The sequence below is a fragment of the Pontibacter deserti genome (genome assembly GCF_023630255.1).
GTDB classification, from domain to species: domain Bacteria; phylum Bacteroidota; class Bacteroidia; order Cytophagales; family Hymenobacteraceae; genus Pontibacter; species Pontibacter deserti.
In genome coordinates, this window is record NZ_JALPRS010000001.1 from 2,607,631 (window position 1) to 2,621,152 (window position 13,522).

The 13,522-nt window shown below is 45.3% G+C and carries 14 protein-coding genes; 12 read left to right on the forward strand and 2 right to left on the reverse strand.

Going from position 1 to position 13,522, the window contains the following annotated elements; genetic code table 11:
* Positions 1-56: 56 nt before the first annotated feature.
* Positions 57-758: a YjjG family noncanonical pyrimidine nucleotidase gene (locus MJ612_RS11460; protein ID WP_187033661.1), complete on the forward strand. Its 702-nt coding sequence runs from the start codon at positions 57-59 to the stop codon at positions 756-758.
* A gap of 52 nt (positions 759-810) precedes the next feature.
* On the opposite strand, the gene MJ612_RS11465 is transcribed toward MJ612_RS11460, so the two are convergent.
* Positions 811-1,227 carry a hypothetical protein gene (locus MJ612_RS11465; RefSeq protein WP_187033662.1) on the reverse strand — a complete coding sequence of 139 codons (417 nt, stop codon included), beginning with the start codon at positions 1,225-1,227 and terminating at the stop codon, positions 811-813.
* A 951-nt stretch (positions 1,228-2,178) separates the two neighbouring features.
* Between MJ612_RS11465 and pruA the strand changes: the two genes are divergently transcribed.
* The 11 genes from pruA (at position 2,179) to MJ612_RS11520 (ending at position 12,067) form a co-directional block, all read left to right on the forward strand.
* A complete protein-coding gene (pruA, locus tag MJ612_RS11470) occupies positions 2,179-3,813 on the forward strand; it encodes an L-glutamate gamma-semialdehyde dehydrogenase (protein ID WP_187033663.1) in 1,635 nt (544 codons plus the stop codon).
* A 204-nt stretch (positions 3,814-4,017) separates the two neighbouring features.
* On the forward strand, positions 4,018-4,398 hold the full coding sequence (locus tag MJ612_RS11475; protein WP_187033664.1) for an NADH-quinone oxidoreductase subunit A: 381 nt from the start codon (positions 4,018-4,020) through the stop codon (positions 4,396-4,398).
* A 79-nt stretch (positions 4,399-4,477) separates the two neighbouring features.
* Positions 4,478-5,035 (forward strand): NADH-quinone oxidoreductase subunit B, encoded by a 558-nt coding sequence (locus tag MJ612_RS11480; RefSeq protein WP_187033665.1) that lies wholly within the window; start codon positions 4,478-4,480, stop codon positions 5,033-5,035.
* Positions 5,036-5,040: 5 nt separating this feature from the next.
* Positions 5,041-5,547, forward strand: coding sequence for an NADH-quinone oxidoreductase subunit C (locus tag MJ612_RS11485; RefSeq protein WP_187033666.1), 507 nt, complete (start codon positions 5,041-5,043; stop codon positions 5,545-5,547).
* Between the two features lie 51 nt (positions 5,548-5,598).
* Complete coding sequence (gene nuoD, locus MJ612_RS11490; RefSeq protein ID WP_187033667.1) at positions 5,599-6,849, forward strand: NADH dehydrogenase (quinone) subunit D; 1,251 nt, start codon at positions 5,599-5,601, stop codon at positions 6,847-6,849.
* 53 nt (positions 6,850-6,902) lie between these two features.
* Complete coding sequence (locus MJ612_RS11495; protein WP_187033668.1) at positions 6,903-7,436, forward strand: NADH-quinone oxidoreductase subunit NuoE family protein; 534 nt, start codon at positions 6,903-6,905, stop codon at positions 7,434-7,436.
* A gap of 63 nt (positions 7,437-7,499) precedes the next feature.
* A complete protein-coding gene (gene nuoF / locus MJ612_RS11500; RefSeq protein WP_187033669.1) occupies positions 7,500-8,846 on the forward strand; it encodes an NADH-quinone oxidoreductase subunit NuoF in 1,347 nt (448 codons plus the stop codon).
* A gap of 73 nt (positions 8,847-8,919) precedes the next feature.
* Positions 8,920-9,900: a 2Fe-2S iron-sulfur cluster-binding protein gene (locus MJ612_RS11505; RefSeq protein WP_187033670.1), complete on the forward strand. Its 981-nt coding sequence runs from the start codon at positions 8,920-8,922 to the stop codon at positions 9,898-9,900.
* Positions 9,901-9,903: 3 nt separating this feature from the next.
* Positions 9,904-10,971, forward strand: coding sequence for an NADH-quinone oxidoreductase subunit NuoH (nuoH, locus tag MJ612_RS11510; protein ID WP_187033671.1), 1,068 nt, complete (start codon positions 9,904-9,906; stop codon positions 10,969-10,971).
* A gap of 66 nt (positions 10,972-11,037) precedes the next feature.
* On the forward strand, positions 11,038-11,547 hold the full coding sequence (locus tag MJ612_RS11515; RefSeq protein ID WP_187033672.1) for a NuoI/complex I 23 kDa subunit family protein: 510 nt from the start codon (positions 11,038-11,040) through the stop codon (positions 11,545-11,547).
* Positions 11,548-11,551: 4 nt separating this feature from the next.
* Positions 11,552-12,067: an NADH-quinone oxidoreductase subunit J family protein gene (locus tag MJ612_RS11520; protein ID WP_187033673.1), complete on the forward strand. Its 516-nt coding sequence runs from the start codon at positions 11,552-11,554 to the stop codon at positions 12,065-12,067.
* Positions 12,068-12,215: 148 nt separating this feature from the next.
* Here MJ612_RS11520 and MJ612_RS11525 read toward each other — a convergent pair whose 3' ends face one another.
* On the reverse strand, positions 12,216-13,193 hold the full coding sequence (locus tag MJ612_RS11525; RefSeq protein WP_187033674.1) for a DUF6929 family protein: 978 nt from the start codon (positions 13,191-13,193) through the stop codon (positions 12,216-12,218).
* Positions 13,194-13,522 lie beyond the last annotated feature (329 nt).

A 13,522-nucleotide genomic window follows, 5' to 3' on the forward strand; every position in this document is an offset into this window, starting at 1 on the left:
TTTCTGAACAATGGCAACCCCAGCGCGTTTTAATTTAACACTAACAGACATATCACATGAAAACATATACGCACCTGCTTTTCGACCTCGACCATACCCTGTGGGATTTTGAAAAGAACTCCGAAGAAACACTTTATACTTTGTTTGATGAGTATAATCTGGCCAGCTTCAATAAGTTCGACAGTACCTCATTCTATAAGAAGTATAAGTTTGTGAACAACCTGCTTTGGGACCAATACAACAAAGGAAAGATCAATCAGCAGGAACTACGCGAGCAGCGCTTTGTGAAGACGTTAACGGGGCTTGGCCTTGAAGCAAACCAGGTACCGCAGGGTTTATCGGAAGCATACACCGACCTCTGCCCTACCAAAACAGCTGTTTTTCCTTATACCCACGAAGTGCTGGCGTACCTGCAGCCTAAGTATGGCCTGCATATTATTACAAATGGTTTTAAGGAAGTACAAGCTATTAAAATGTCGGCATCCAACCTGCATGGTTATTTTAAGGAGGTTGTTACCTCGGAATGCTGTGGCTATAAAAAACCTGACAAGCGTATGTTTGAGCATGCCTTGGGGCGCATAAATGTAAAACCGGAAGAGTGTCTGATGATTGGCGACAACCTGGAGTGTGATGTGGAAGGCGCTCGCGCTGCAGGTATAGATCAGGTATATTTTAATCCTGAGAAAAGCAAAAACAAGCTATACCCTAAACCAACTTATGAAATTCATTGCCTGAGCCAGTTACAGGAGATTTTATAAAACAAAAAAGCCCGGCTTATGGCCGGGCTTTCACTTTACCTATCGTTTATAGTTAGTCTTTTATATCCTTCTTAGTTTCAAGACTTCTAAGCTCACCTTTCAGCATTTTAATTTTTGCTTTATCGTCTGTACCCAGATCTTTTTCAACTACTTTTCTGCGGGCATCGAGTTTTTTAGAAATTGCCTGTGCCTTGTTCCATTCGGCATCAGTCCAGGTATCGTGGCGTTCGCGCACGCTTTGTAATAGCATGATGTAAGCCTCGCGTAGGTCTGCTGCAGCAATGGAGTTGATATCAGCATAAGGACCTAGAAGCTCCTTCTGAAGAGCAGGAACACCTTGATTACCTTGCTGTTGCTGCTCCATTGGAGCTGTTTCTGTTAAAGTAATGTTAGCAGCTTCGGCGGCAAAAGAAAAACTTAAAGCGCCTGCCAGTAAAATCTTAGCGTATGATTTGTTAGTTCTATTCATAGTCGTAATTATTTAGCCTGTTACAAAGTGTAATAGCAAGTGCCTTATACGTATAAAAGTGCAATTATAGTTTCGGACACACAATTCTTATACTTTAAATATTCACTCAGAAGGCTATATAACACACATTCCTAATAGTTTTATTTTAGACTAAAGAAAAACAGTACAATAACAACAGCGACTATTTATTATAGCTAATTTCTAAAAGAGGGATATTTTTTACCTCAGCTATAGTTGCAGTTATAGTTTTATAGTTTCCGTAGTCCAACCACCCCTTTATCCCCTCCTTGTCTAAGGCGGGGAGCTTTCTGCAGCTATAGTTGTAAGTTATAGTTTTATAGTTTCTGTTTTAACACCCCTGTAGTCCCCTCAAGGGGACAGTTTCTTCTATAGGTATTGTTAACATTATAGTTCTATAGTTGCGGAAAAGGGCAGGTAGCGACCTGTCACTACGGAACTATAACCACGAGAAAAGCTAAGAATCTATACTTCTCCTATAACTATAGTTTAGCTATAGAACTGATATCAGTCTTTGGGTTGAGCGCCTCGAGAGGTTCCGGTGCCGCAGGCATTGCGAGGCACGAGCAAAGGAAGCGAAAGCAGCACGATGCCCGAAGTCCTAGATCCCGAAGAATTTCGGGGACGAGGCCCCGCGGCCGTGAGCGCACCAAAGCTTGATATGAAACTGTAGGTGAGTAAAGCTCCCAGGGTAATGGGTACCTATGAAAGTATAACTTGGTCCAAGTAAGTATAGATCCTAACTATAGCACATCAGACGCTCGTAGGAGCTGCGCACGCTACAAGGTCTTCGGCGACTATAGAATAACCCAGATTTCTCGCTACGCTCGAAAAGACACTTTACTACCCTTAATTACAGAAATAGCCTTACCTTTGCACAAAGGTTAAACTAACCTACCAGAAGTATATTTTAAATCCTTAACTATAAACCACATGGCAACCGGATTTTTTAAAGTACCAACTCCGATAAACGAACCTGTAAAGTCTTATGCACCGGGCTCGCCGGAGCGCGAAGAACTGCAGCGTACTTATAAAGAACTGAAGTCGAAAGAGATTGATGTACCAATGTACATTGGCGGCGACAAAGTATATACTGAAACCAAGAAGCCGATGCTTCAGCCGCACGACCACAAGCATATACTTGGCCATTTCAGCGAAGGCGATGCGACACACGTGGAACAGGCGATTAATGCAGCACTTGCAGCGCGTGAAGACTGGGCAAATATGAGCTGGGAGCACCGTGCATCTATCTTCTTAAAAGCTGCTGAGTTATTGGCAGGCCCCTGGAGAGCAAGATTGAATGCGGCTACCATGCTGGGTCAGTCTAAAAATGCGTACCAGGCCGAAATCGACTCTGCCTGCGAACTGATCGATTTCCTGCGCTTTAATGTGCAGTACATGACAGAAATTTACCAGATGCAGCCGGAATCTTCTCCGGGTGTTTGGAACCGCATGGAACACCGTCCGCTGGAAGGGTTTGTGTTTGCCCTAACACCGTTCAACTTTACAGCTATCGCCGGTAACCTGCCATCTTCGGTTGCCATGATGGGTAACGTAGTAGTTTGGAAACCAGCTAACACACAGATCTACGCAGCGCAGATGATCATGGAGTTATTCCGTGAAGCAGGTTTGCCTGATGGCGTTATTAACCTGGTTTATGTAGATGGTCCTACTGCTGGTGATGTCATTTTCAGTCATTCTGATTTTGCAGGTATCCACTTTACAGGTAGCACAGGCGTATTCCAGAACATTTGGAAAACCATTGGCAACAACATCCATAAGTATAAAACTTACCCACGCATAGTTGGCGAAACTGGTGGTAAAGACTTTATACTTGCCCACCGTTCTGCCGATGCTAAAGCACTAGCTACAGGTATAGTTCGCGGTGCATTTGAGTATCAGGGCCAGAAATGTTCTGCAGCGTCGCGTGCGTATGTGCCTAGCAACCTGTGGGACGAAGTGAAAGGCTACATCATCGAAGACCTGAAATCCTTTAAAATGGGTGCTCCGGAAGATTTCTCTAACTTCATTAATGCGGTTATCGACGAGAAGTCTTTTGATAAGATTGCCAAGTATATTGATAATGCCAAAAACAGCAACGAAGTAGAGATCATAGCAGGTGGCGGTTACGACAAATCGAAAGGTTACTTTGTAGAGCCAACTGTGTTGCTGTCGCATAACCCTACTTATATCACCATGTGCGAAGAGATCTTCGGGCCGGTTATCTCAATCTATGTGTATGACGAGAATAACTTTGAAGAGACACTGGAACTGGTTAACTCAACATCACCTTACGCTCTGACTGGTGCAATTTTCAGCCAGGACCGTTATGCGGCAGAATATGCTACTAAGAAATTAGATCAGGCTGCCGGTAACTTCTATATCAACGATAAGCCGACCGGTGCGGTGGTTGGTCAGCAGCCATTTGGTGGTGCGCGTGCTTCGGGTACTAACGATAAGGCCGGCTCTATGCTGAACCTGCTGCGTTGGGTATCGGCCCGTTCTATCAAGGAAACATTTGTACCGCCTGTAGATTACCGTTACCCATTCTTAGGCGAGAATAAGTAACAAACCTATAGTTTAAGGTAAAGGGCCATACTCTCCGGAGCGTGGCCCTTTGTTTTGTTATATCTGTATTTAGATATGTTACACAATGGCCAAAGGTGAGATAAATCATACTTTTTACACCAATTTACAAGCAACTTATACTTTTGATTGTTGGCTATTTATCCCTAATTTTGCTCCCAAATTTCAAGAAAGAATTACAACTTTATGGAAACTACTGTAAATCAGTACTTACCGTCTGACTACCTGCCAATTTTAATACAATTTGCAGCTGCCCTGGGTTTTGTGATTTTCGCATTGGTGGCAACGCATATGCTGGGACCTAAGCGTAGCAGTGCTGTAAAAGACGCTGCCTGGGAAAGTGGTATCGAGTCGGTAGGTGACGCGCGTACGCCAATCTCTTACAAATACTTCATGACGGCCATCCTTTTCGTGCTTTTTGATGTGGAAATCATCTTTATGTACCCTTGGGCGGTTAACTTCAGAGAGTTTGGTGTAGATGGTTTCCTGCAGATGCTTCTATTCCTTGGCCTGTTAATGTCGGGCTTCTTCTACGTGCTGAAGAAGGGTATTCTGAAGTGGGAATAGATTAAACTTTTACAAGAACAATATTGTTAGAGCAAAGGGCCAAAACAGGCCATTTTGTACAACAAAATTCAACTCTGAAATGAGCGATTCTAATAATACAGATATAAAAATGGCAGATGCCCCGGAAGGTTATATCGGTGCGGGCTTTTTTGCAACATCCTTTGAAAAAGTAATTGGTCTGGCCCGTGCAAACTCGCTTTGGCCTTTGCCTTTTGCTACATCTTGCTGCGGTATCGAGTTTATGGCTACCATGGGCTCGCATTACGATATTTCACGTTTCGGTTCTGAACGACCTAGCTTCTCGCCTCGCCAGGCAGATATCCTGCTGGTAATGGGAACTATAGCTAAGAAAATGGGACCGGTTGTAAAGCAGGTGTATGAGCAGATGTCAGAGCCGCGCTGGGTAGTAGCTGTTGGTGCCTGTGCTTCGTCAGGTGGTATTTTCGATACTTACTCTGTGTTACAGGGTATCGACCGTGTAGTACCAGTTGATGTGTATGTACCTGGTTGCCCGCCACGTCCGGAGCAGATTTTGGATGGACTGATGCGTGTGCAGGATCTAGCTAAAAACGAATCACTTCGCCGCCGCAACTCTCCAGAATATCAGGCTCTTTTAGAATCTTACAATATTAAATAAGCATCATGGAGCTTACGAACGAAAACGTACTCGGTAAGATCATCGAACAGTTTGGGGAAGAGAACATCACGGATGCAGTAAATCCGGATGGCATCATGACGTTCCAGACGAACCGCCAGACCATTCATGAGCTGATAAAATACCTGCGCGACGATGAGAAGTTGCAGATCAGTTTCCTGACCACGATGTGCGGTATTCATTACCCGGAGCAAAAAGACAGAGAGCTTTGCATGATGTACCAGCTGCATAGCCTGCGTCATAATTACCGTCTTCGCATTAAGGTATACTTCCCGATCTCGGACCCGGTAATGCCTACCCTGACGGACCTTTACGCTACTGCCAACTGGATGGAGCGCGAAGCTTACGACTTCTACGGCATTGTATTCGCTGGTCACCCGAACCTTATCCGCATCCTGAATGTGGAAGACATGGAGTACCACCCGATGCTGAGACAATATCCGCTGGAAGATCAGACAAGAGAAGATAAAGTAAACACGTTTTTCGGACGTTAAGCCAGTACTGTCGCCCTTTTATACCTGGCGGCTATACTTTAGAAGCATATTATGGCTACTGAAACTAAAACAGTTGAACTTGATGGATTAGACCAGTTCCGCGAGAACCTGGATCTGAAACTACAAGATAAACATAACGAGAACTTAACCACGCTGAACCTGGGGCCCACGCACCCGGCTACGCATGGTATTTTCCAGAACATCCTGCAGATGGATGGTGAGAAGATCGTGGACGCTGTGCCAACGATCGGATATATTCACCGTGCATTTGAGAAGATAGCAGAGCGTCGTCCGTTCTACCAGATCACGCCGCTTACCGACCGCATGAACTACTGCTCATCTCCTATCAATAACATGGGATATCACATGACGGTAGAAAAGCTGCTCGGTATAGAGATACCGAAGCGTGCGCAATACATCCGTGTGATCATGATGGAGCTGGCCCGTATTTCGGACCACCTGATCTGTAACTCTATCCTGGGTGTGGACTCTGGTGCGTTTACCGGCTTCCTGTACGTGATGCAGGAGCGTGAGCATATCTATGACATTTACGAAGAAGTTTGCGGTGCCCGCCTGACTACGAACATGGGTCGTATCGGTGGCATGGAACGCGACCTTTCTCCGAAGGCATTGTACCTGATCGGTGAGTTCCTGAAGCGCTTCCCTAAAGTATGGGCAGAGTTCGAGAAAATGCTTACCCGCAACCGTATCTTCGTTGACAGAACTACGGATGTTGGAGCTATCTCAGCAGAGCGTGCCTTGAGCTACGGCTTTACTGGTCCTAACCTGCGTGCTGCCGGTGTGGATTATGATGTTCGTGTAATGAACCCATACTCTTCTTATGAAGATTTCGATTTCGAAATTCCAGTAGGAAGCAAAGGCGATACTTACGACAGATTCCTGGTTCGTAACGCTGAAGTATGGGAAAGCTTAAAGATCATCGAGCAGGCGTACAAAAACCTGCCGGAAGGTTCTTACCACGCAGATGCGCCTCATTACTACTTACCTCCAAAGCAGGAAGTATACCGCAACATGGAAGCCCTGATCTATCACTTTAAAATTGTGATGGGTGAGATTGACGCTCCGGTTGGTGAAGTATACCATTCAGTAGAGGGTGGTAACGGTGAACTTGGCTTCTACCTGATATCTGATGGTGGCCGCACACCTTACCGTCTACACTTCCGTCGTCCTTGCTTTATTTATTACCAGGCTTATACTGAGATGATCAAAGGTGGTCAGCTGGCTGATGCTATCCTGACACTGAGTAGCCTGAACGTTATTGCCGGCGAGCTCGACGCTTAATACATTTAACATTTACCATTTAACATTGATCAGTGATCAATGACATAAATAAAATGGCAGAGACTATAAACGAAGTAAAGTTTTCTGATGCAGGCATGGCCGAGATCCAGCGCTACATCAGCCATTACCCAGAAGGACGTCAGAAATCCGCTATTCTACCTATCATGCACGTGGCACAGGCAGAATTTGGCTGCTGGCTGAGCCCACAGGTAATGGATAAAATTGCCGAAATCCTGAACATTCAGCCGATCGAAGTATACGAGGTGGCTACGTTCTACACTATGTTCAACCTGAAGCCGGTTGGCAAGCACGTGCTGGAAGTATGCCGTACAGGCCCTTGCTGCCTGCGTGGCGCTGACCAGATGATCGACATGATCAAGGAGAAGCTGAACATTGAAGAAGGTGAAACAACTGCCGACGGTATGTTTACCCTGAAGCCGGTAGAATGCCTTGCTTCATGTGGCACAGGCCCGATGCTGCAGGTGCGCGAAACGTATTACGAAAACCTGGACTCAGAAGAAAAGCTGGACCAGTTCCTGGAGACACTGCGCAACACCGAGGTAGAAACACCTTATCATCAGAAGTAATTTTTGACTAACAAAGTAGCGTGCAAGTATAAAAGCCGCTGCTGAGTTATATATCCTGCTACAATGGGAATTAAAATATTAACCGAACATATAAACGTACCAGGCATCGAGACCCTGGAAGTATATCGTAAGCATGGCGGCTACCGCTCGGTAGAAAAAGCCCTGAAAACGATGACTCCGGACGAGGTGGTGGAAGAAGTGAAAACATCAGGCCTGCGTGGTCGTGGTGGTGCCGGCTTCCCTACTGGTATGAAGTGGAGCTTCCTGGCTAAACCAGAAGGTATTCCGCGTTACCTAGTTTGCAACGCCGATGAGTCTGAGCCCGGAACTTTCAAGGACCGTGTGTTCATGCAGAAAAATCCGCATGCATTGATTGAAGGTATGATCACGTCGAGCTACGCGCTGGGTGCGAACACATCTTATATCTATATCCGTGGCGAGTTGATGTTTGTGCTGCGCATACTGGAGAAAGCTATTGCAGAAGCATATGCAGCCGGTTTGCTGGGCAAAAACATACTTGGCTCTGGCTACGACCTGGACCTGCACGTAGCTCCGGGTGGTGGCGCTTATATCTGCGGTGAAGAAACTGCATTGCTGGAATCATTGGAAGGTAAGCGTGGTAACCCACGTAACAAGCCACCATTCCCGGCTGTGAAAGGTTTGTTTGCTTCACCAACGGTAGTGAACAACGTGGAATCTATCGCTTCTGTGCCCTGGATAGTGAACAACGGTGGTGCGGAGTATGCGAAGATCGGTATCGGTAGAAGTACAGGTACCAAACTGATCTCCGCCAGCGGTAACATCAACAACCCGGGCGTTTACGAGATTGAGCTGGGTGTTCCGGTTGAAGAATTCATTTATTCTGACGAATACTGTGGCGGTATCTGGAAAGGCAAGCAACTAAAGGCAGTAGTACCGGGTGGTTCTTCTGTTCCGATTCTGCCTGCTAATCTTATACTTAAAACTGCTGCCGGCGAAGATCGCCTGATGTCTTATGAGTCACTATCTGACGGTGGTTTTATAAGCGGTTCGATGCTGGGTTCTGGTGCATTTATAGTTTTTGATGAAGACCAGTGCATTGTGCGTAACACGTGGAACTATGCAAGATTCTATCACCATGAGTCTTGTGGCCAGTGTAGCCCATGCCGTGAAGGTACAGGCTGGATGGAAAAAGTATTACACCGCATCGAGTATGGCCACGGTCATCAGCAGGATATAGACCTGTTGGTAAGTGTAGCCAAGCAAATTGAAGGTAATACGATCTGTCCGCTTGGCGATGCAGCAGCATGGCCGGTAGCCAGTGCTATCCGTCATTTCCGTGAGGAGTTCGAGTGGCACATCAGGCATCCGAAAGAAGCAACTTTGCCGGGTGCTGTGTACAGAGGCCAGCTTGCAGAAATTACAGCTTAAGAAAATTTACCCGCTATAGTTTGGCGGATTAAAAAAGCACGATTTATAGTTGTGCATCAATACAGAAATTAAAATGGCTAAAATAACATTCGATGGCATTGAGGTAGAGGTAGAAGATGGAACTACCATTCTTCAGGCTGCCAGAAAAATTGGGGGCAGTGTAGTGCCGCCTGCCATGTGTTACTATACTCCACTTAAAGGTAGTGGCGGTAAGTGCCGTGTGTGCCTTGTAAAAGTAACGCAGGGTTCTGCCAAAGATCCACGCCCTATGCCTAAACTGGTTGCTTCGTGTATTACGCCGGTACAGGATGGCATGGTGGTAGAAAATACGACTAACGAAGACGTACTGAACGCCCGTAAAGGCATCGTGGAAATGCTGTTGATCAACCACCCGCTGGATTGCCCTATCTGCGACCAGGCCGGTGAGTGTAACCTGCAGGACCTTTCTTACGAGCATGGTGTAAATGCTACGCGTTACGAAGAAGAGCGCCGTACTTTCAATAAAGTAGACTTAGGTCCTTACATCCAGCTGCACATGTCGCGTTGCATTCTGTGCTACCGTTGTGTGTATACTGCTGACCAGATTACTCCGGAGCGTGTGCATGGTGTATTAGGCCGTGGTGATGCTGCTGAGATCGGTACTTACATTGAGAACGTGATCGATAACGAATTCTCTGGTAACGTGATCGATGTGTGCCCTGTTGGTGCGCTTACAGACAAGACATGGCGCTTTAAAAACCGTGTTTGGTTTACGAAGCCGTTGGATGCACACCGCGATTGCCCTACCTGCTCAGGTAAAGTAACGCTTTGGACACGTGGCGAAGAAGTATTGCGTGTAACAGCCCGCAAAGATCAGTACAGCGAGGTAGAAGAGTTTATCTGTAACACCTGCCGTTTCGATAAGAAGGAAACCAAAGACTGGACAATTGAAGGCCCACGCCATATCGAGCGTAGCTCAGTTATCTCGGCTAACCATTACGAACTGCCGGTTCTGAACGTGCCAATTGTACCAAACTTACCAAGTTCTACTAAGAAAAAGCTGCCACAGCACTAACATATGGAGTCTGTAGACCTAATCTATAAAGCCATTTACATACTGGTAATTTTCGGTATCACACTACTGATCGCTACCTACTCAACTTACTTTGAGCGTAAAATAGCGGCCTTTATCCAGGACCGTGTTGGTCCGAACCGTGCAGGTCCGTTTGGTTTGCTGCAGCCGCTTGCCGATGCCGGTAAACTATTCTTCAAAGAAGAATTTATCCCTGCAAAAGCAAATAAGGCCCTGTTTATACTTGGTCCGGGTATAGCCATGCTGGTAGCAACTATGTCGAGTGCGGTAATTCCGTTTGGCGATATGCTTATAGTTGGTGGCCGCGAAATATGGCTGCAGGCTATTGAAGTAAACATCGGGGTGCTTTATGTATTTGGTATTGTATCGCTGGGGGTTTATGGTTTGATGATCGGTGGATGGGCTTCTAACAACAAATTCTCGTTGCTGGGCGCTATACGTGCGGCTTCTCAGAACATCAGTTACGAACTGGCCATGGGTCTGTCGCTTATCGCTATCCTGATGATGACAGGTTCGCTTTCGTTAAGAGAGATTGCAGAGCAGCAGCAGGGCTTTAACTGGAATATCTGGTATCAGCCGCTTGGCTTTATCATCTTCCTGGTATGTGCTTTTGCTGAAACCAACCGTACGCCATTCGACTTACCAGAATCCGAAGCAGAACTTATTGGTGGTTACCACACTGAGTATGGCTCCATGAAACTGGGTATGTACCTTTTTGCAGAGTATATCAACATCTTTGTGGCATCGGCTGTAATGGCAACTTTATACTTTGGTGCTTACAACTTCCCGTTCATGGTGGAGCTGGAAGCATGGTTAGCCAACGCACTTGACAACGCTGTAACGGCAAATAACATCGTGACTCTTTTAGGAGTCGGAGTGATGTTTGCGAAGATATTCCTGTTCATTTTCTTCTTTATGTGGGTTCGCTGGACGCTTCCGCGTTTCCGCTACGACCAACTAATGAAGCTGGGCTGGCAGATCCTGATTCCGCTTGCAATACTGAATGTAGTATTGACTGGTGGCGCAATTCTGCTGAAAGACACTTTATTTTAAACTATAGTACCGAAATCTGATTGTTATACTATAAAGTATAGCTGATCATAACGGAGACAAGATATAATGGAACCATTATCAAATAGAAGCAAGAAAGTGCAGAAGCGCGAGATGACCTTTGCTGAAAGGGCTTATCTTCCGGCTATTGCACAAGGCTTGGGCATTACATTAAAACACTTCTTTAAGAAGAAGGCAACTATAAATTACCCTGAGCAAACGCGTGAACGCAGCGATATCTGGCGTGGCCTGCACGTGCTAAAGCGCGATGAGAATGGCGCCGAGCGTTGCACTGCCTGCGGACTTTGCGCCGTTGCCTGCCCTGCAGAAGCTATTACCATGATTGCTGGAGAGCGTAAGGCTGGCGAAGAGCATCTGTATCGTGAAGAAAAGTATGCAGTTACTTATGAAGTAAATATGCTGCGTTGCATCTTCTGTGGTCTGTGCGAAGAAGCCTGCCCAAAGGCTGCCATCTTCCTGCAGGATGATAAAATTGCCCCAGCCCGCTACGAGCGCGACGAATTTATTTATGGCAAAGACCGACTGGTAGAGCCGTTAAAAACAACTGAAACGAAATAATCCCATGACGGAGAATCTGTTCTATTTTCTGGCTTCGCTTACATTGCTTTGCGCCCTGATGGTTGTGATATCTAAAAACCCGGTGCACAGCATTATTTTCCTGATCATTACCTTCTTCACCATTTCAGGGCACTATGTGCTGTTAAATGCGCAGTTCCTGGCAGCAGTAAACATCATTGTTTACGCCGGTGCAATCATGGTATTGTTCCTATTCGTGATCATGTTCCTGAACATCAGCAAGAATGAAAGGGACCTTAAAACATCTGCACTTACTAAAATCTCCGGAACTATAGCTGGCGGTATGTTATTCGTGGTGATGATCGCGGCCTTGAAAGATGCTGAAGTAGCTGGCTACAACGCTGAGAACTATAACTCACAGATCGGTATGGTGGAAAACCTTGGTAAGGTGTTATTTACGCAGTACCTGTTGCCTTTCGAGTTAGCCTCTGTGCTGTTCCTGGTTGCCATGGTTGGTGCCGTAATGTTAGGTAAGAAAGAAACCGGAGAAAGACACTTCTAATCCGAAAACTTATAAAGTATAAAAGGGCTGCAATTTTATAGTTGCAGCCCTTTTTTGTTTCTATTTTGTCATCTCGACGCAAGGAGAGATCTATCTTAAATCTTAATTAGATTTCTCGCTACACTCGAAATGACAATTGGTTTATACTTTACTCAACTATAAACTCTACTTCCAGAATCTCAGAATGGCCTTTGTCATCATCTGAAATGGCAATGACTTTATACTTTCCGGGCTTCACTCCTTTCTCAACTACCAGCGATTCTACTTTACCGATGTAGGTTCCCCCTTTCTTATCGGTAATTTTTTCAGCTTTTGCGATTACAGGTTTATCCTGAGAAGTAGCCTTAGGTAGATCTGCTAAAGGAATATAGCCAACATAGCTCCCGAGTACTTCTCCGTCCTGAATAGCATCTGGTGCACTTTCTACAGATGCCGTAAAGAAAAGCTTCTCATCCAAAACATAAGCACCTGAAAAACCAGCCTGGTAACCTTGCAGAGAAGGAAGTTTAGCAAAGTATAACGCAGGCGCAGGAAGTGGCTTACCTTCAAACAGAAAAGAATTGAAGTCTGATAGCTCAAAAGTAAGTACCAGGTTTCCGGCTTTGTTTAATGCACGTTGCAGCAGGTATACTTTGTCTTCTGAGAAGTCAAGGCCTTCAATGTTCAGCAGTTCTTCACCTACAACAGACTTGTTTTTCTGAAGTGTATTAAACAACTCTTTCAGATCGATCACTTTTACAACAGCTTTCTCAGCAACTATAGGCAACTCAACCAAATAAGCTTTATTCCGGACTTCCGAAGAGCCGGAGCCAAGTGTAAACAGGTAACTTTTATTTTTATACTTAAAGGTTGTTAAGCTTTCCAGGTCAGGTTTCAGCGGTTTTGGGATGCGGCCCTTCTTAAAATCAGCGGTATCGAAAAGCTCATACTTAGCTACCTGATTATAGTTCTTATCCAGCTGGTATAAAAAAGGGGTATCGTCGCCGATGATGTAAAAGCCTTCAGAAGTTGCTTCTATACCTGAGCCGGACGGAATATCCTTGTAAAAATGTTTCGCCGTTATAGTTGCTGATGGCTTCGTACTTTCCATTTCGGTAGCATCAACCCTTTTCTTTTTATCAGTCATATCACAACTCTGGGTACATAAACTCACTAATAACAAACAACTCCATAAGAAGCTACTGGCATAATACGTACGCCTTTTGTACTTTCTATTCATACTTGGTTTGTTGCAAATTGCATTTCAAATTACCAGGTTTTGGCTTAAAACAGCAGCCGTTATACCAGCAACATCAGCCGCACCTATAACTATACCCCTACGCAAGCGCAAGTACAAAGTATAAATCGCTGCTTCCTCACTGAAGTATAAAATAGCTTAAAATCAAAATTTCAGGGCTTTTTTAAGGCATTACAGGGGTTTATTAACCCTGTAAAGTATATAACTCAGTTTATAGT

Excerpts from the sequence above, each read along its gene's own strand:
- MJ612_RS11475 (WP_187033664.1), top strand. The coding sequence starts at position 4,018 with ATGGAAACTACTGTAAATCAGTACTTACCGTCTGACTACCTGCCAATT.
- MJ612_RS11485 (WP_187033666.1), top strand. The coding sequence starts at position 5,041 with ATGGAGCTTACGAACGAAAACGTACTCGGTAAGATCATCGAACAGTTT.
- MJ612_RS11515 (WP_187033672.1), top strand. The coding sequence starts at position 11,038 with ATGGAACCATTATCAAATAGAAGCAAGAAAGTGCAGAAGCGCGAGATG.
- pruA (WP_187033663.1), top strand. The coding sequence starts at position 2,179 with ATGGCAACCGGATTTTTTAAAGTACCAACTCCGATAAACGAACCTGTA.
- nuoH (WP_187033671.1), top strand. The coding sequence starts at position 9,904 with ATGGAGTCTGTAGACCTAATCTATAAAGCCATTTACATACTGGTAATT.
- MJ612_RS11525 (WP_187033674.1), bottom strand. The coding sequence starts at position 13,193 with ATGACTGATAAAAAGAAAAGGGTTGATGCTACCGAAATGGAAAGTACG.
- MJ612_RS11520 (WP_187033673.1), top strand. The coding sequence starts at position 11,552 with ATGACGGAGAATCTGTTCTATTTTCTGGCTTCGCTTACATTGCTTTGC.
- MJ612_RS11505 (WP_187033670.1), top strand. The coding sequence starts at position 8,920 with ATGGCTAAAATAACATTCGATGGCATTGAGGTAGAGGTAGAAGATGGA.
- MJ612_RS11465 (WP_187033662.1), bottom strand. The coding sequence starts at position 1,227 with ATGAATAGAACTAACAAATCATACGCTAAGATTTTACTGGCAGGCGCT.
- MJ612_RS11460 (WP_187033661.1), top strand. The coding sequence starts at position 57 with ATGAAAACATATACGCACCTGCTTTTCGACCTCGACCATACCCTGTGG.
- nuoD (WP_187033667.1), top strand. The coding sequence starts at position 5,599 with ATGGCTACTGAAACTAAAACAGTTGAACTTGATGGATTAGACCAGTTC.
- MJ612_RS11480 (WP_187033665.1), top strand. The coding sequence starts at position 4,478 with ATGAGCGATTCTAATAATACAGATATAAAAATGGCAGATGCCCCGGAA.
- nuoF (WP_187033669.1), top strand. The coding sequence starts at position 7,500 with ATGGGAATTAAAATATTAACCGAACATATAAACGTACCAGGCATCGAG.
- MJ612_RS11495 (WP_187033668.1), top strand. The coding sequence starts at position 6,903 with ATGGCAGAGACTATAAACGAAGTAAAGTTTTCTGATGCAGGCATGGCC.